This window comes from Devosia sp. Root685 (assembly GCF_001427875.1).
Classification (GTDB): Bacteria; Pseudomonadota; Alphaproteobacteria; order Rhizobiales; family Devosiaceae; genus Devosia.
Window position 1 is genome coordinate 1,769,816 of record NZ_LMHK01000001.1, and the last position, 16,931, is coordinate 1,786,746.

At 61.4% G+C, this 16,931-nt stretch carries 18 protein-coding genes; 11 read left to right on the forward strand and 7 right to left on the reverse strand.

Annotated features, from left to right (window positions below; all coding sequences use genetic code 11):
• Positions 1 to 46 precede the first annotated feature (46 nt).
• A complete protein-coding gene (gene ctaD / locus ASD83_RS08470) occupies positions 47 to 1,744 on the reverse strand; it encodes a cytochrome c oxidase subunit I (protein ID WP_056309644.1) in 1,698 nt (565 codons plus the stop codon).
• A 20-nt stretch (positions 1,745 to 1,764) separates the two neighbouring features.
• Complete coding sequence (gene coxB, locus ASD83_RS08475) at positions 1,765 to 2,694, reverse strand: cytochrome c oxidase subunit II (RefSeq protein ID WP_056309646.1); 930 nt, start codon at positions 2,692 to 2,694, stop codon at positions 1,765 to 1,767.
• 323 nt (positions 2,695 to 3,017) lie between these two features.
• Between coxB and ASD83_RS08480 the strand changes: the two genes are divergently transcribed.
• Positions 3,018 to 3,521 (forward strand): invasion associated locus B family protein, encoded by a 504-nt coding sequence (locus ASD83_RS08480; protein WP_056309647.1) that lies wholly within the window; start codon positions 3,018 to 3,020, stop codon positions 3,519 to 3,521.
• Between the two features lie 11 nt (positions 3,522 to 3,532).
• The gene (locus ASD83_RS08485) at positions 3,533 to 3,778 is read left to right on the forward strand and encodes a PilZ domain-containing protein (RefSeq protein ID WP_056309648.1); all 246 of its coding nucleotides are present in this window, start codon (positions 3,533 to 3,535) and stop codon (positions 3,776 to 3,778) included.
• 163 nt (positions 3,779 to 3,941) lie between these two features.
• Here ASD83_RS08485 and ASD83_RS08490 read toward each other — a convergent pair whose 3' ends face one another.
• The gene (locus tag ASD83_RS08490) at positions 3,942 to 4,205 is read right to left on the reverse strand and encodes a DUF1127 domain-containing protein (protein WP_056309650.1); all 264 of its coding nucleotides are present in this window, start codon (positions 4,203 to 4,205) and stop codon (positions 3,942 to 3,944) included.
• A 150-nt stretch (positions 4,206 to 4,355) separates the two neighbouring features.
• On the opposite strand from ASD83_RS08490, the gene ASD83_RS08495 reads away from it, so the two are divergent.
• The 4 genes from ASD83_RS08495 (at position 4,356) to ASD83_RS08510 (ending at position 8,372) form a co-directional block, all read left to right on the forward strand.
• Positions 4,356 to 5,243: a LysR family transcriptional regulator gene (locus tag ASD83_RS08495; RefSeq protein WP_056309652.1), complete on the forward strand. Its 888-nt coding sequence runs from the start codon at positions 4,356 to 4,358 to the stop codon at positions 5,241 to 5,243.
• Positions 5,244 to 5,337: 94 nt separating this feature from the next.
• Positions 5,338 to 6,954 carry an exodeoxyribonuclease VII large subunit gene (gene xseA, locus ASD83_RS08500; RefSeq protein WP_056309654.1) on the forward strand — a complete coding sequence of 539 codons (1,617 nt, stop codon included), beginning with the start codon at positions 5,338 to 5,340 and terminating at the stop codon, positions 6,952 to 6,954.
• A gap of 48 nt (positions 6,955 to 7,002) precedes the next feature.
• On the forward strand, positions 7,003 to 7,224 hold the full coding sequence (locus ASD83_RS08505; RefSeq protein ID WP_056309656.1) for a DUF2093 domain-containing protein: 222 nt from the start codon (positions 7,003 to 7,005) through the stop codon (positions 7,222 to 7,224).
• A 2-nt stretch (positions 7,225 to 7,226) separates the two neighbouring features.
• On the forward strand, positions 7,227 to 8,372 hold the full coding sequence (locus tag ASD83_RS08510; protein WP_156385833.1) for a hypothetical protein: 1,146 nt from the start codon (positions 7,227 to 7,229) through the stop codon (positions 8,370 to 8,372).
• Between the two features lie 124 nt (positions 8,373 to 8,496).
• On the opposite strand, the gene ASD83_RS08515 is transcribed toward ASD83_RS08510, so the two are convergent.
• Positions 8,497 to 8,742 (reverse strand): DUF4170 domain-containing protein, encoded by a 246-nt coding sequence (locus ASD83_RS08515; protein WP_056309659.1) that lies wholly within the window; start codon positions 8,740 to 8,742, stop codon positions 8,497 to 8,499.
• The gene (locus tag ASD83_RS08520) at positions 8,735 to 9,604 is read right to left on the reverse strand and encodes a 3'(2'),5'-bisphosphate nucleotidase CysQ (protein ID WP_082561029.1); all 870 of its coding nucleotides are present in this window, start codon (positions 9,602 to 9,604) and stop codon (positions 8,735 to 8,737) included. The genes ASD83_RS08515 and ASD83_RS08520 overlap by 8 nt, the downstream gene beginning before the upstream one ends.
• A gap of 273 nt (positions 9,605 to 9,877) precedes the next feature.
• On the opposite strand from ASD83_RS08520, the gene ASD83_RS08525 reads away from it, so the two are divergent.
• A complete protein-coding gene (locus ASD83_RS08525; protein WP_156385835.1) occupies positions 9,878 to 10,393 on the forward strand; it encodes a DUF6101 family protein in 516 nt (171 codons plus the stop codon).
• A gap of 254 nt (positions 10,394 to 10,647) precedes the next feature.
• Here ASD83_RS08525 and ubiA read toward each other — a convergent pair whose 3' ends face one another.
• Complete coding sequence (ubiA, locus tag ASD83_RS08530; RefSeq protein WP_056309662.1) at positions 10,648 to 11,577, reverse strand: 4-hydroxybenzoate octaprenyltransferase; 930 nt, start codon at positions 11,575 to 11,577, stop codon at positions 10,648 to 10,650.
• A gap of 120 nt (positions 11,578 to 11,697) precedes the next feature.
• On the opposite strand from ubiA, the gene ASD83_RS08535 reads away from it, so the two are divergent.
• From ASD83_RS08535 to ASD83_RS08550, 4 genes are all read left to right on the forward strand, one after another.
• Positions 11,698 to 12,447: a 16S rRNA (uracil(1498)-N(3))-methyltransferase gene (locus ASD83_RS08535; protein WP_056309664.1), complete on the forward strand. Its 750-nt coding sequence runs from the start codon at positions 11,698 to 11,700 to the stop codon at positions 12,445 to 12,447.
• 75 nt (positions 12,448 to 12,522) lie between these two features.
• Positions 12,523 to 13,893, forward strand: a complete 1,371-nt coding sequence (locus ASD83_RS08540) for a glutamate--cysteine ligase (RefSeq protein ID WP_056309666.1) — start codon at positions 12,523 to 12,525, stop codon at positions 13,891 to 13,893.
• Between the two features lie 235 nt (positions 13,894 to 14,128).
• A complete protein-coding gene (purD, locus tag ASD83_RS08545) occupies positions 14,129 to 15,403 on the forward strand; it encodes a phosphoribosylamine--glycine ligase (protein WP_056309667.1) in 1,275 nt (424 codons plus the stop codon).
• Between the two features lie 142 nt (positions 15,404 to 15,545).
• Positions 15,546 to 16,430: a patatin-like phospholipase family protein gene (locus ASD83_RS08550; protein WP_056309670.1), complete on the forward strand. Its 885-nt coding sequence runs from the start codon at positions 15,546 to 15,548 to the stop codon at positions 16,428 to 16,430.
• Here ASD83_RS08550 and ASD83_RS08555 read toward each other — a convergent pair.
• On the reverse strand, positions 16,427 to 16,879 hold the full coding sequence (locus tag ASD83_RS08555) for a nucleoside deaminase (RefSeq protein WP_056309671.1): 453 nt from the start codon (positions 16,877 to 16,879) through the stop codon (positions 16,427 to 16,429). The two genes, ASD83_RS08550 and ASD83_RS08555, sit on opposite strands and share 4 nt — an antisense overlap.
• Between the last annotated feature and the right edge of the window lie 52 nt (positions 16,880 to 16,931).

Genomic DNA, 16,931 nt, shown 5'->3' on the forward strand with positions numbered 1-16,931 from the left:
GTGCGGACCGCACTAAAGCGCGATCCGCTGATCTTGTCGCCGCGACTTAATGCGCGTTGGTCGAATCGATCTTGGGCAGGGTCGAGAACTGGTGGAACGGCGGCGGAGAGCTCAGCGTCCATTCCAGTGTCGTTGCGCCATCGCCCCACGGATTGTCGCCGGCCGGGCGCTTCTTGCGGCTGGCTTCCCAGGTTGCATAGAAGAAGATGATCATTGCAACGAAGGTCACGTAGTAGCCGATGGAGGACACGCGGTTCCACAGCGTAAAGGCATCCGGATAGTCGATGTAACGACGCGGCATGCCAGCAAGACCGAGGAAGTGCTGCGGGAAGAAGATCAGGTTCACGCCGACGAACATGGTCCAGAAGTGCAGCTTGCCCAGGAACTCGTTGTACATGTAGCCGAACATCTTTGGGTACCAGTAGTACCAGCCCGCAAAGATCGAGAACACGGCGCCGAGCGAGAGCACGTAGTGGAAGTGCGCCACGACGTAATAGGTGTCGTGAAGGGCACGGTCGGCACCGGCATTGGCGAGCACCACACCGGTCACACCACCAACGGTGAACAGGAAGATGAAGCCGATGGCCCAGAGCATGGGCAGGCGGAAGGTGATCGAGCCGCCCCACATGGTGGCGATCCAGGAGAAGATCTTCACGCCCGTCGGCACGGCAATGACCATGGTGGCGGCAACGAAATAGCGCTGCACGTCAAGGCTGAGGCCGGTCGTGTACATATGGTGCGCCCACACGACGAAACCGACAAAACCGATGGCGACCATTGCATAGGCCATAGCCATGTAGCCGAAGATCGGCTTGCGGCTGAAGGTCGAGACGATGTGCGACACGATGCCGAAGCCCGGCAGGATCATGATGTAGACTTCGGGGTGACCGAAGAACCAGAACAGGTGCTGGAAGAGGACGGGGTCACCGCCACCTTCGGGCGCAAAGAAGGTCGTGCCGAAATTGCGATCGGTCAGCAGCATGGTGATGGCGCCAGCCAGAACCGGCAGAGCCAGGAGCAGCAGGAACGCCGTCACCAGCACCGACCAGGCAAAGAGCGGCATCTTGTGAATGGTCATGCCCGGAGCGCGCATGTTGAGGATCGTGGTGATCAGGTTGATCGCGCCAAGGATCGAGCTGACGCCCGCAACGTGCAGCGAGAGAATGGCGAAGTCCATGGCCGGGCCGGGGTGACCCACGGTCGAAAGTGGCGGATAGACGGTCCAGCCACCACCAAAACCGGTCGAACCCGGCGCACCTTCAAAGAAAAGGCTCATCAGCAAGAGGATGAACGCCACCGGCAGCAGCCAGAAGGCGATGTTGTTGATGCGCGGGAAAGCGGTATCGGGCGCACCCACCATCAGCGGAGCGAAATAGTTGGCAAAGCCGCCCATGGTCGCGGGCATGACCATGAAGAACACCATGATCAGGGCGTGGGCGGTGGTGAAGACGTTGAACATCTGCTTGCCGGCATCGATCGAGCCTGACGGATCGGAGATGCCATAGACCATGGACGCAAGGCCATGGAAAATCTGAATGCCCGGCTCCTGCAGCTCCATGCGCATGAAGCCCGAGAGCAGGCCGCCGATGATACCGGCGATGATCGAGAACACGAGATACATGATCCCGATGTCCTTGTGATTGGTGGACAGAACCCAGCGCCGCCAGCCCGTGGGCGTATGGTGGTCGTGCGCGGCGTGGTCATGCCCGGTGGCATGGGCCTCGAGGTTTGCTGTTTGCGACATTATAGTCTCCCCTGACCCTATTACTGAATAGCCGGCAGCACGGCGACGGCGCTGGCATAGTCACGGCTTTCCTTGAAGGCCGTGATGAAGGCTTGATATTCTTCGGCGGTGACGACGCGCACGGCGATCGGCATGAAGGCATGGTCCTTGCCGCACAGTTCCGAACACTGGCCATAGAAGAGGCCGGTTTCGCGCGAGTTGAACCAGGTTTCATTGAGGCGGCCCGGCACGGCGTCGATCTTGATGCCGAAGGAAGGAACCGCAAAAGCGTGGATCACGCCCGAGGGGCTCGAGGTCACCTGCATGCGCACGGTGGTATCGACCGGCACGATAAGTTCATTGTCCACGGCCAGGAGGCGCGGCTGGTTGGGCTTGACCGTCTGGACGTAGCTGTCGACGGCGGCACCAAGAATATTGGAGTCGAAGGCAACGCCTTCATCGACATATTCATAGTTCCAGTACCACTGTTCGCCCGAGGCCTTGACGGTGACGGAGGCGGCCGGAACTTCGACTTCGCCGAACGAGAAGATATTGGCGCCGAGATATTTGCGCTCGCCATCCGGCGTCGTCAGCTGGTCGGACAACACGCCGAAGGACGGGATGGCGATAATGATCAAAACAACGATCGGCAGGACCGTCCAAACGATTTCGATCAGCGTATTATGCGTGAAACGCGCCGGCACGGGATTGGCCTTGGCGTTGAAGCGCACGACGATCACGATAAGCAGTGCAAGCACGAAGAGCACGATAAGCGTAATCGTCCACATCAGCGGACCATCGTGGAAAGCCACGATCGAATCCATGATCGGCGTAACCGATTGCTGCAGGTGGAACTGGCCCGGCTCCGGATGGCCCTTACCGATTTCCTGGGCGGAAGCGAAAGCGGGCATTAGCGCCAGCATGGCCGTCGCGGCGGCACCCAACTTCCTCACGAACTGACCGGTCACCATAAACCCCCTGTTAACCAATTCTGGTGCGCACACCGAGAAAGAGAGTGGAAAACAGCGGCATAGCTCACGCCGCCCCGACTCAACCTCGGAGCGCAAAACTCGAATTTGACCTAAATCACATTGCTTGGACCGAGTCTATCGCGGCGTCGCACACTTCCGCACTGTTTAAAACTGGACAAAATCGGACGCCTTTGCCTCAAGCGCGCCGCAGTTTCGCTGCCAGATCGCTTCAACCACGCCTTTGGTTGACAGGCCTTTGCGGATAACCCAAACAGGTCCCAAACGCCCCGCGCCCGCAATTCGGCAGGAGACGAACAAGAGTGATGCAATTTTCGAAGCGGCTGATGGGTCTGGCTCTGGCCGTAACCGCACTTGCAGGCGCAAGTCCTGCCCTGGGCCAGGGCACTGTCCGCGGCGAATATGGCGACTGGCAGATGAGCTGCGATACGCCGCCCGGCGCCAGCACTGAACAATGCGCCATCATCCAGAACGTCATGGCCGAAGATCAGCCCAATGTCGGCCTCTCGGTTATCGTGCTGCGCACGGCCGATCGCGAAGCCCGGCTCCTCCGCGTCCTCGCGCCGCTTGGCGTACTGCTGCCGAACGGGCTTGGCCTTAATGTCGATGGCACCGATATGGGCCGCGTCGCCTTCGTGCGGTGCCTGCCCAATGGCTGCGTTGCTGAAGTCGAGCTCGATGATGGTTTGATCGACGTGCTCTCCAAGGGCACGAATGCCATTTTCGTCGTATTCAAGACCCCCGAAGAAGGCGTCGGCATTCCGGTGTCGCTCGAAGGGTTCTCCGAAGGCTTTGCCGCCCTGCCCTAATAGGACAGAGTATGGAAGACGAACGACGCAAACATCACCGCAGCCGCACCCTCAAGGGCGGACGAATCGTGACCAATGACGGGCACTCGACCTTCGATTGCACGGTGCGCAATCTTTCCGAAGAGGGCGCCAAGCTCGTTGTATCAAGCATTGTCGGCCTGCCGCACCGCTTCCGGCTGTCCATGATCGACGGACGCAATTTCGATTGCGAAACGATCTGGCACACCGAAACCGAACTCGGCGTGCGTTTTCTTTAAGCCCCCCCCCCCAAAAAAAACGAAAAAAAACCGGGCGAGTGCAAGCACAAGCCCGGTTAAGTTTTCAGGAAACGGGACCAGTGGCAAAACTGGCCCGGGAGATGGAACGATCACATCGTGTTCGGTCCAAGGGAGACGTCCGCGCCGGGCGCAGACGAATGCGTTACCGCAGAGCCTGGCGGGCCCGGGCGGCGTTGAGCACCATGGTGGAGGCACGCGAATTGCGCGCCGTCATGGCGTCGTGGATATCGGCATGGGAGAGGCCCAGATCGCGCAGGCGATCTGCATCGAGATTGAGCAGGCTCTTGAGCACGGTCCGGCGTTGACGATCAGCATTCACCCTGGCGACAAAGGCAAAAAGAGCGCGCAAGGGCGTAGTCGGCATGGCGGCCGCAACTGACCGCTCGCCGGGTAGCGAGAGAGCCATTTCAAGTCTCCGAAATGTTGTTGTGCCGAAGGGAGGTCGGCGGGAGGGACGCCTTTTACGGCGATAGTGATGAGATAACGCACTGGACTTCCATTCGTCCAACAAATAGATTTCATCCATTCAATCAAAATGAGTGATGGGAGACCTCCGATGGCTGCTCCGCTCGATCTCGACCAATTGCAAAGCTTCTGCGCCATTGCCGATTGCGGCAGTTTCACCGAAGCGGCCCGCCGCGTGAACAAGACGCAATCCGCCGTTTCGATGCAGATCAAGCGACTCGAAGAGCGGCTCGGGCATGCTCTCCTGTCGCGCGAAGGCCGCACGGTCACCCTCACCCACCACGGCGAAGTACTTTACGAACGCGCGCGAAAAATGCTGCGCACCAATGCCGAAATCCTCGACCGTTTTTCCGATGGCGACCTTGCCGGCTCCATCCGCTTCGGCGTGCCGGACGATTATGCCGTGCGCCTGTTGCCGGTCATTCTCTCCAGCTTTCAGCGCACCCATCCCAAAATCGTCGTCGATGTCTCCTGCATGGCCTCGGAGCACCTCCTCGAAGGCATGCGCGCCGGGCGCTATGACCTGATCGTCTTCACCCAGGGCACCGAGCAGAACTTTGGTGAACTGTTCCGCACCGAAAAGATGTTCTGGGTCGCAAGCCACGGTGGACGGGCGCTCGCCAGCGAACCGGTCGCCATCGCCTGCGGGCCGCAATATTGCATCTGGCGCAAGGATGCGATGGACGCGCTCGACCGCACCGGCACCGATTATCGCATCGCCTATACGTCCTCGAACGCCACGGCCATTTCCTCGGCCGTGCTCTCCGATCTCGCCATCGGCTTCCTGCCCGAAAGCGCCCTGCAGCCGGGCATGCGCGTGGTTTCCGACGAACACGGCCTGCCGCACTTGCCCGACGCGCAAATGGCCCTGATGCGCGCCAGCCACGCCTATGGCGGCATCTATGACGCGCTCGCCAACCACATCGTCCAGTCCATGGGCAATCTGGAGCATCCGCACCAGGCGGAAGCGGCAGAATAGCCACTGGCCCTTCCCTGGCCCCCTGTGGGAGAGGGAAGGTAAGGCTGGGCAAGCGCCCCTTGACCCGGCGCGGCATTTCCCGCACCAAGTCACCATGCCAGAAGTCCTGACCAACGCTGCCGAATTTACCGTTTCCGAAATCGCCCAGGCGGTGAAACGAACGGTCGAAGATGAATTCGGCCATGTCCGCGTGCGCGGCGAAATTTCCGGTTTTCGCGGCCAGCATTCCTCCGGCCACGCCTATTTTACCCTCAAGGACGATGCCGCCTCGATTGATGCCGTCATCTGGAAGGGTAGCTTTGGGCGCCTCGCCTTCAAGCCTGAGGAAGGGCTCGAAGTCATCGCCACCGGGCGCCTGACTACCTTTCCGCGCTCGTCAAAATACCAGATCGTCATCGAGCAGATCGAACCGGCCGGGGCCGGCGCGCTCATGGCGCTTCTCGAAGAGCGCCGCAAGAGACTGCTGGCCGAGGGGCTGTTCGAGCGCGAACGCAAGCGCCCCCTGCCCTATCTGCCGCGCGTCATTGGCGTGATTACTTCGCCGACTGGCGCCGTCATCCGCGACATTCTCCATCGCCTCGATGATCGCTTCCCCAGCCACGTTCTCGTCTGGCCGGTGCGCGTGCAGGGCGAAACCTGCGCCCCTGAAGTCGTCAATGCCATAGAGGGTTTTAATGCCTTCCTGCCCGATGGCCCCATCCCGCGCCCCGATATTCTCATCGTCGCCCGCGGCGGCGGCTCCATCGAAGATCTCTGGGGCTTTAACGAAGAAGCCGTGGTGCGCGCCGTTGCGGCATCGGGCATCCCGGTTATCTCCGCCGTCGGCCACGAAACCGATACGACGCTGATCGACTACGCCTCAGATATGCGTGCTCCGACGCCCACCGCCGCGGCCGAAGCCGCTGTGCCGGTGCGCGCCGAACTCATCGCTTATGTCGACGACCAAGGCAGCCGCCAGCGCCAGGCTGCGCGGCGCACTCTCGCGAGCTTGAAGGATCGCCTCCGCGCCGCCAGCGCCGGCCTGCCGCGCCCGGCCGATCTCATCGCGACGCAGCGCCAGAGCCTCGATTTGTCGGGAACGCGTCTGTCAGGCGCGCTGCGTCATTTCGTACAGAGCCGCCGCGTGGCTTTTTCGAAGGCGGCAGCAGAGATGCAACCACGTCTGGTGCGCCAGCGTCAGTCGGAATTGGCCGCCCGTCTGGACACTCTGGATCAACGCGCACTTCGCGGCCTCCACAAAACCGTAGAGCGCGCCCGCCTCACCTTCGATCCGCGCTCGGCACGTCTTATCAAGGTTGTCGATCAGGCGCTCGAGCGCAAGCGCACGCAATTTGTTCGCCTGGCACCTCGCCTCTCAGCGCAACCCCTTCGTGCCGAACTCCGCCAGTTGCAGGGCAAGCTCGGGCCGCTGGTCCAGCGCCTCGCTCAGGCGCCAGACCGGATCACCGTTGAGCGCAGGCAAAAGCTGGAACAGCTGGAAAAACTGCTCAAAACCCTAAGCTATCGCAGCGTTCTGGCCCGTGGTTATGCGCTGGTGCAGAATGATGCCGGCGATGTGATCAGCAGCGCAAAGCCGCTCAATCCCGGCGATGCCATCAAGCTGACCTTCGCGGATGGCGAAGTCGGCGCCAATGTAGCCGGTGCTCCGCCGCAGAAGCGCAAAGCACCGCGTTCACCATTAGACGACGGGTCGCAGGAAAGTCTCTTTTGATTGTCCGGTTTCCGCTCTATATCGGAATAATTCGGAAGGAAACGGACGATGAATATCTTCGACAAGGGGTTTTCACCCTCCGAAGCGACGGTACGCTACCTGGACGGGGACTACGTGGTTCTCAAACAGGGGACGTTCGTGCGCTGCGCCATATCAGGCAAGCCCATTCCCCTCGATGAACTCTTCTATTGGAGCGTCGACCGACAAGAGCCCTATGTCGATGCAACGACCGCTCACGAGGCCTTTCTCCGCTACGGTCGAGGCAACTGAGCGTGATGGAGGCAGCGACGCGTCAGCGCTACCTCGTCATTTCCAATGGTCATGGAGAAGATGCTATCGCCGCCGCTCTGGTGCGGCGCCTGACCGGTCAGGCCCACGTCGAAGCCTACCCCATGATCGGCAGCGGCAAGTCCTATGAGGGCGCCTGCCGCATTGTCGGCCCCCGCGCCACGCTCGCCTCCGAAGGCTGGCGCAATGTAAAGGGATCGCTGCGCCGCGATGTCGTCAGCGGCGGCCTGCTCACCGTTCCCCCGGCGCTGAAATTCCTCCGCTCGGTGCGTGGGCACTATGACAAGATCATCGTCATCGGCGACATGGTCGGCATTCTCGCCGCTCTCCCGACGGGCCTACGGGACCTCATCTATCTCGACGTCTACAAGACCGGCGCCGCCCGGCTTTATTCCGCGGCCGAGGTCTGGGCCATAAAACAGACCTGCCGAACGGTCTTCTGCCGCAGCGACAGCCTCAGCGAAAAGTTGCGCGCTGCCGGCGTCGATGCGCGCTGCGTGGGCAATATCATGATGGATGCGATCCCCCATGGTGACTATGACGCCATGGCCCGCCGCCGCGCGCCATTGGCCGTCACTTTACTGCCCGGCAGCCGGGCGCTGACAGCCGAAAGTTTTGCCCTGCAGATCGGGGCCCTGCGCCTGATCCCCGAAGAAGAGCGGCCTGATGTGTTCCTCGCGGTCGCCGGCAGCGTCAATGTCGAGGAATTGGGCAAGGCGGCGAGCCTCAGGCGTACATCGCTCCTCAGCACCGAATCCGATGATCTGGGGGAATTGAGCGACGGCAATCTCACCGTCCACATGGCCCGCGGCGTCGCCATGGGCAATCTCGTCGAAGCCTCGGACGTGGTTCTCAGTCAGGCCGGCACCGCGACCATCCAGTCGCTCGGCCTTGGCCGGCCAGCCATCACCTTCATCAATCCGCGCGACCGGCGTTCCCGCTTCACCGACGAGCAGAACCTTTTCGGAGAAGCCCGCACGGTAACGGAAGCAAAAGTCGCCGACATATCAGCGGCCCTGCGCGGCCTTCTTACTGATATGTCCGAGCGCATGCGCCTTGCGGAAATCGGCCGTCAGAGGATTGGCGGCCCCGGCGCCATGGAGGCGATCGTGGCCGAGATAACGCAGTAGCCCTCATGGTGAGGTGCTTTGCGGAGCAAAGCCTCGAACCAAGAGGGCGTGGCACTAGCATATCCAGGCGCGCCCCCGCCCTTCGAGGCCGCTTCGCGGCACCTCGGGGTGAGGGCTACTAAAATCAGGCCCCAGTCGCTTCCGGATCGAGCAGGCGATGCAGATGCACGATGAAATAGCGCGTCTGTGCGCTATCGACGGTCATCTGCGCCTTCTGCCGCCAGGCGACGAGCGCCGAGGCATAATTGGGATAGAGGCCGACGATATCGACCTTGTCGAGATCGGCGAAGGTGACGTGCTCGATGCTCGAAAGCTCGCCGCCGATCACCAGGTGAAGAAGTTGCTTGTCAGTCGCTTTGCTGTCAGCCATCGCTTAGGGGTCCACTGAGTTGGGAGGAGGAGGAAATCTCGGCCTCTGCCAGGGTATCGGCTGGGCAGCCATAGACCTTGATCAGTGCCGCATGGACGAGAGGTTTTAGGCTCATGTCGGAAAGCGCCGCAAGCGCCCCGTGGCGCACATCTCGTTTGTTAAATTGTGGGAACCCGCTGCAGACATCGGCGAGGTCATGCCCGGCTTCCTTAAGGATCACGGCCGCCGCCGCAATATCCCAATCCTGGCTGCCGCGCCGCGCCACGGCCGCGTCGAGTTTCCCCGTCGCCACCTGCAAGAGCCTATAGGCGAGCGAGGGATACATCGGCCCGCGCGTATAATTGAGCCCGCCGACCTGCAATTCCTGATGCACCGCGCCCGGCGCGGGGATCAGCGGCGGCGCTCCGGCCCGGCGATGGCGCACCAGCGCCTCCCCATTGAGCCGCGCCCCACCGCCCAGCGAAGCCTCGTACATTTCATTGCGCGCCGGCGCATAGACGACGCCGGCCACCGGCACGCCGTTTTCGACCACCGCCAGGCACACCGTCCAGCAATCCTCGCCCCGAAGAAAGGCGCGTGTGCCGTCGATGGGATCGACGATAAACACGCGATCGCAATCGAGGCGGCTCGGATTATCAGCGGTTTCCTCGCTCAGCCAGCCATAGGCCGGGCGGGCGCTGAGGAGACTCGCGGCCAGATAGCGGTCGACAACGATATCCGCTTCGCTGACCGGGGACGCATTGCCCTTGGTCCAGCTCTTTATGTCGCGGCGAAAATAGCCCGAGGCAATGATGCCCGCTGCCACGGCAGTGGCGCGAAGCAGTTCGAGATCATCCTCATAGGGCGGTGCAAAGGCTGGCATGGGCGGCTTTTATGCCCCGTACGACTTTTGGACAAGACCCGAGCGGCGATGGCCCATTCTCGGATGGCGAAACCCCCAAATATGGCAGGGTAAACAACCTCACACGCGATTGGGTAAACTGCTCGTTGCAGTGTGCAACACCCTGCTAACCACCCGCTGAAGACAAGATAAACTTAACCGAACACATTAAGGGGCTGGGTAAGGGGACGCGGTAGATTGCCCTCACAAACGGAGCGCAAAAAACAGCTCTCGAAGTTACAGGAAGGCTACAAAATGGTTCATGGCGTTGCGATGGAAGGATCGTCAGTCGTCCTTGCTTTCGGTAAGCCCGCCCTGGCGGAACGCCGCTTCATTGCGGCAAACGACAATGGGCCCCGCGATCCGGTAAAGACCGTGACAGTGCGCAAGCAGCTCGAACAGAGCGGCGTTGCCATCAAGATCAAGGTGCCGGTTACCGAATTCATCGGCGTGGCCGTGGCCACCCGCATTTCAGAAGAAGGCGTTCTTACCAGCGCCATCGAACTCGTCCATCCCGATGGCGAGCTGACCTACAAGGTCTTCGAAGAAGAGGGCAATCACAACGTCGTCGCCGAATGGCAGAACTGGGGCAAGAAGCTCCGCCTGCCGCTCTTCATCAAGGCCGGCGACGGCTCCTATCTCCCCTATAGCCAGCAGGTCGATGGCGTCATGGTCGGTGAAACCGCCCCGCGCCGCAAACTCGCCGCCGACGCCGCCCGCCGCCCCCGCTTCCTCAATCGACGGAAGCCCGGCGAAGTCGAACACAACTAAGAATCCCCCTCCAAGGGCAACGTCGATGGGACCAGCTGGTGGTGCGGCTGGTCCCTTTGGCGTTTTGGGTCACTGTTTTCCCACCATCGAGCCGGTGCTTGCCAATCACCCCCTCCCATCCTCCCCCATCAAGGGGGAGGTGTAAGACCGAGTGTTTGGCACGATCTCACCCAGGCCACAGTCCCTTCACCTCCCCCTTGATGGGGGAGGATGGGAGGGGGTGGAGCCACACGCACCGCTTCAAGCCAAGGCGACTACCAGGCCCAATCCGCCAGCAGCGCCAGCGTCAGGGCGATCCCCACATAGTGGTTGTTCTTGAAGCGCATGAGCGGGTTTTCCACCACCTCCGCATCAAGCGTATAGACCTGCCAGGCGAGCAGCGCCGCCGGCACCAGCATCAGCACTACCGCGATCAACCCGCCCCCCGAGGACAGCACCGCCGCCAGCCAGAAAGTCACCGACCCCACGTAAAGCGCCGAAACCGCCGGCTTCACATTGGCGCCAAAGAGCCGCGCCGTCGATTTGACGCCGACCAGCGCGTCATCCTCCACATCCTGCAGCGCATAGATCGTGTCGTAGCCAATCACCCACAGAATGGTGCCGAGATAGAGCAGGATCGGTGGCCAGGAGAGACCGCCGGTTTCGCTGGTCCACCCAATCAGCGCGCCATAGGAAAAAGCCAGGCCAAGGAAAAATTGCGGCCACCAGGTGATCCGCTTCATAAACGGATAGATCGCCACCAGCACCAGCGAAGCGACGCCCGCCCAGACGGTGAAGCGATTGAACTGGAACAAAATGATCGCACCAAGCAGCGCCTGAGCGATTAGAAAAGCCAGCGCCTGCTGCGAGGTCACCTGACCCGAGGGGATCGGCCGCAGCCTTGTGCGCGCTACCTTCATGTCGATGTCGCGATCAACGATATCGTTGAAAGTGCAGCCCGCCCCGCGCATCAACACCGCACCGACGAACATGAGAATGACCGACGTCCAGCCAAAGCCACGCTCGGGGATCTCCACCGCAGCCAGCGCCAGCCCCCAGGCGCAGGGCCAGAACAGCAGCCAGAAGCCGATCGGCCGGTCCCAGCGCGCCAGCCGCGCATAGGGTTTTAGCCAATCGGGCGCATGGCGATCCACCCAATTGTCCCTTTGGGCGTCAGCAACGGGGGCGGAATGAATATCGGACATGGTGCCACGACCTCGCGGTTCGATTCACCTGAGGTCTACTCCAATCGCTCAAGACAAAGTAGACCTGATCCAAGCCCACCCAAAGAGGAAGGCGCGGCACGCTGCCGCGTCCCAAGAAAAATGCCTCGTAGCCACGCCAGCCTGCCCCGCCTTTTCGTTGACGCCGACCTCGCCGGGGGTGACGCACTGAGCCTTAACAAGGACCAGTCGCTCTATCTCGCCGCCGTGCTGCGCAAGAACGTCGGCGACGAAGTCGTGCTCTTTAATGGCCGCGACGGCGCCTGGCTCTGCCGGTTGACCAGTGATTCGAAAAAGTCCGTCACGCTGGCGATCGCTGAGGAAGTCGCCGCCCAGACGGAAAAATCCGAACTCTGGTATGGCTTTGCCCCGCTCAAGACCGAGCGTCTCGACTATGTGATCCAGAAAGCGGTCGAAATGGGCGCCGGCACGATCCAGCCGGTGATGACCCAATATACCCAGGTCCACCGCCTCAAGACCGAGCGCCTCCACGCCAATGCCGTTGAGGCCGCCGAGCAATGCGAAGTGCTCTCGGTCCCCACCATTGCAGATGAAATCACCCTCGAACGTCTCCTCTCCGACTGGCCCACGAGCCACGAAAACCGCAAGCTGATCTTCGCCGATGAAGGAGAAGCCTCGTCCTCGCCCGTCGAGGCGCTTGCTGCCCTCAAGGGCCAAAAGATCGGGCTTCTCATCGGTCCCGAGGGTGGTTTTTCCGATGCCGAGCGCGAAAAACTGCGCGGGCTCCCCTTCGTCGTTCCCATTAGTCTCGGCCCGCGCATCCTCCGTGCCGACACTGCCGCCGTCGCCGCAATGGCCGTCATTCAAGCTATCATCGGTGATTGGCGATAAAAGCCGATTGCATTCCGGCTTGCGCTCGTTATGGTGCCGGCCCAATTTACCCCTCATAGTTTAGACGAGGATCACATGGCCGGCGCCGACACTGCTTCGCCTCTGATTGAATCGCGCGCAGACCTGATCGAAGCAATGGAACGCGGCAGCAAACCCGCTTCCGAATGGCGAATCGGCACCGAGCACGAAAAGCACGTCTTCCACACCAATCCCCTTCGCCCCGTCGCCTATGAGGGCGAAAACGGCATCCGTGCGCTGCTCGATGGCATCGAGAAGGAGACCGGCTGGCATCCCTTCTACGATGGCGAAAACCCCATCGGCCTGCGCAATAACGAAGTCGCGGGCGGCATTTCGCTCGAACCCGGCGGCCAGTTCGAACTTTCAGGCGCGCCCATGGAAACGCTCCATGGCACGGCCGATGAAATGGCCGAGCATATGCGCGTCGCCAAGAAAGTCGCCGCCCCGCTCGATATTCATTTCCTCGGCCTCGGCGTCACTCCGCTCTGGGCGGTCAATGAAATCGAGGTCATGCCCAAGTCGCGTTATGGCATCATGACGCCCTATATGGAAAAGGTCGGCACGCTCGGTACCTCGATGATGTACCGCTCGTGCACCGTCCAGACCAATCTCGACTTCTCCAGCGAAGCCGACATGGTCAAGAAGCTGCGCGTCTCGCTGGCGCTGCAGCCCGTCGCCACCGCGCTCTTTGCCAATTCGCCCTTCGCCGATGGCCGCGACACCGGCTATCTCAGCTTCCGCAGCCATATCTGGCTCAATACCGACAATGCGCGCACCGGCATGCTTCCCTTCGCCTTCGAGGAAGGCTTTGGCTTCGAGCAATATGCCGACCACGCGCTCGACGTGCCGATGTATTTTGTCATCCGCAATGGCCAATACGTGAACGTCGCCGGCGAAAGCTTCCGCGCGTTCCTCAAGGGCGAACTGCCGCAGCTTCCCGGCGAAAAGCCCACGGTAAAGGATTGGGAAGATCACCTTTCCACCCTGTTCCCGGAAGTGCGCCTGAAACAGTTCCTCGAAATGCGCGGCGCCGATATGGGCGACGAAGCTCATGTCACCGGCCTCTCCGCCTTCTGGACCGGCCTTCTCTATGACGAGGTTTCGCTCGAAGCCGCCTGGGAGTTGACGCGCAACTGGACCCAGGAAGATCGCGATTATCTCCGTCGCGAAGTCCCGCGCCTCGGCCTCACCACCCCCTTCGACCGCTCCAGCATTTTCGACGCCGCCGCTCAGGCCGTCGGCATTGCCGAAGCCGGCCTCGTCCGCCGCAACCGCCTCAATGCTCGGGGTCAAGACGAGACCATCCACCTCGCCTGCCTCGAAGAAACGGTCCGCACCGGCAAATCCCAGGCAGGCCGCTGGCTCGACAAATTCCGCAATGAATGGAACGGCGATGTGACCCCGATCTTCAAAGAAGCAGAGATGTAGGGGTAGAGGCCTACTATCTTCCTTCTCCCCTTGCGGGAGAAGGTGCCCCGAAGGGGCGGATGAGGGGTATTCGTTGGCAAACACCACGTCCTCTGCGGATGAAAGATACCCCTCACCCTGATTTTCTGCTGAACGCAGAAAAATCTGTCCCTCTCCCGCAAGGGGCGAGGGGAAGAGCCTTGCCCTTCCCTCCACTCTCGTGCATCACGCCCGCAACACGGCATGGAGGCACGATATGCGGGTTCTGGTCATCGGTTCGGGTGGGCGCGAGCATGCCCTCGCCTGGAAAATCGCCCAGTCGCCCCTTCTTACAAAACTCTTCGTCGCCCCCGGCAATGGCGGCACTGAAGCCATCGCCGAAAACCTCCGCATCGACATCACTGACCACGCAGCCGTCATCGCCGCCGCCAAAGCCCAAAACATCGACTTCGTCGTTGTCGGCCCCGATGCGCAGGTGGTTGCCGGCCTCGGCGATGATATTCGCGCCGCCGGCTTCGCCTGCTTCTGCCCCTCAAAGGAAGCCGGCCAGTTGGAAGGCTCCAAAAGCTTTACCAAGGCCCTCTGCGACGAATTCGACATCCCCACCGCCGGCTATGCCCGCTTCGAAGATGAAGCCTCGGCTCTCGCTCACATCTACACCCATGGCGCGCCCATCGTGATCAAGGCCGATGGCCTTGCTGCCGGCAAGGGCGTCACCGTCGCCATGAGCGTCGAGGAAGCCGAAGAAGCCATCATCGACTGCTTCTCCGGCGCCTTTGGCGCTTCCGGTGCCGCTGTCGTCATCGAAGAATTCATGGAAGGCGAGGAAGTCAGCCTCTTCGTCCTCTGCGACGGCGAAACGCTTCTCCCCCTCACCACGGCGCAAGACCACAAGCGCGCCTTCGATGGCGATACCGGCCCCAATACCGGCGGCATGGGTGCCTATTCGCCCGCTCCGGTAATGACCGAAGAGCAATATGACTTCACGATGAAGCACATCGTCGAGCCCACCGCCCGCGGCCTTGCCCAGCGCGGCACCCCCTATCAGGGCGTTCTCTATGCTGGCCTCATGCTCACCGATCAGGGCCCAAAACTCGTCGAATACAATGCGCGCTTCGGCGATCCCGAAACGCAGGTGATGATGATGCGCATGGAAAGCGACATCCTGCCCCTTCTCCACGCCACCGCCACCGGCATGCTTAAGGGCCACGATGTGACCTGGAAAGATGCCTATGCGTTGACGGTTATCATGGCGACCAAGGGCTATCCGGGCGACTATGGCAAAGGCAGCGAGATCAGCGGCGCCGACGGCCTCGATACGGATGATCTGACCGTGTTCCACGCCGGAACCTCGCGCGACGGGGGCCGTTTACTCGCCAATGGTGGGCGCGTGCTCAATGTCACGGCGCTCGGTAATTCGGTGAAAGAGGCACAGGACCGTGCTTATCGAGGCGTTGACGCAGTGGATTGGCCAGAGGGCTTCTCCCGAAGAGATATCGGCTGGCGTGAAATCGCCCGCGAGCGGACCTGAACCTTTCCTCAATCTTGCAGGCCTACACTTCCGGCGGACCGTCTTCGAAGAGACGCCGCCGGAACGCAAGCTGACCCCGCTGCAGATGCGAGGTCAGGTGCTGATAGACCGGCTGCGCTCCAAGGGAAGGGAGCGAAGCGGAATGAACATTGCGTCTGGCCCCAAGATCGGCGTTGCCCTCGGCGGCGGGTCTGCCCGTGGCCTCACCCATATCCCCTATATCGAGGCGATGGACGAGCTTGGCATCAAGCCTTCGGTCATTTCCGGCACCTCAATCGGCGCGCTGATCGGCTCCGGCTGGGCCGCCGGCATGACCGGCAAGGAACTGCGCGAACATTCCTTCGAAGTCCTCGGAACGCTGCGCACCATTGCCAGCAAACTCTGGTCGACCCAGATCAAGGGCCTCGGCGGGCTTTTGCGCAACGGCATTTCCATGCAGCTCGACGCCACCCATATCGTCGATGCCTTCACCCCACCGAATTTTCCCAACAGTTTCAGCGACCTCAAAATCCCGCTCTACGTCGTCGCGACCGATTTCCAGTCCTGGCACCAGGTCGTGTTCAATTCGGGGCCCCTGCGCCCAGCCATTGCCGGCTCCATCGCCATGCCGAGCGTTTTCAAGCCGATCGTGCATAACAACCACATTCTGGTCGATGGCGCAGTGGTCAATCCGCTCCCTCTCGACCAGGCCGATATCGGCACCGATTTCCTCATCGGCATCGACGTCAACGGCGACCCATCGGTCGGCATCAACAAGACCGACCACCGGCCCCTCGATATCTGGTTTGGTTCAGCCCAGATCATGATGCATTCGCTGATCGCCCATTCGATGGCCGCCTATCCGCCCGACATTTATGTCCGGCCCCATGTCGCCAATTTCGGCGCCATGGAGTTCTGGCGGGTGCGCGAAATGATCACCCATGTGGAAACGGAAAAGGACCGGTTCAAACATATTCTGACCCGCAAGATCGAAGACTATATCCAGAACAAGGTCGAGCCGATTCAGAGCAATCCGCGCCGCCGTTAGCCGCGCAGTTTCCTGAAAAAATCCACCAGCATGGCCTCGGCCCGCGATGCCGAAACGCCGCCGATGACTTCGGGCTTATGGTGACAGGTCGGCTGCTCGAAGAGCCTGATCCCATTTTCCACCGCGCCCGCCTTGGTGTCTTCGGCCGCAAAATACACCCGCCGCAACCGCGCATGCGCAATGGCTCCCGCACACATGGCGCAGGGCTCGAGCGTCACATAGAGATCGCAGCCATCGAGCCGCCCCGTGCCGCGGACCTTCAGCGCCTCGCGGATCGCCAGCATTTCGGCGTGTGCCGTGGGATCGCCCAAAGCCTGCATCTGATTGCGCGTAGCGGCAAGCACGCGGCCGCTCTCCATCACCACCGCCCCCACCGGCGCCTCCCCAAGCGCCGCCGCTTCTTCGGCGAGGCGCAGGGCAAGATCCATGGGGGCGAGAAGGTTGGTCATGGCGGAGATTTAGCGCTCAGCAGTGGGCGGAGCAAGGACATGCACTTTCTTC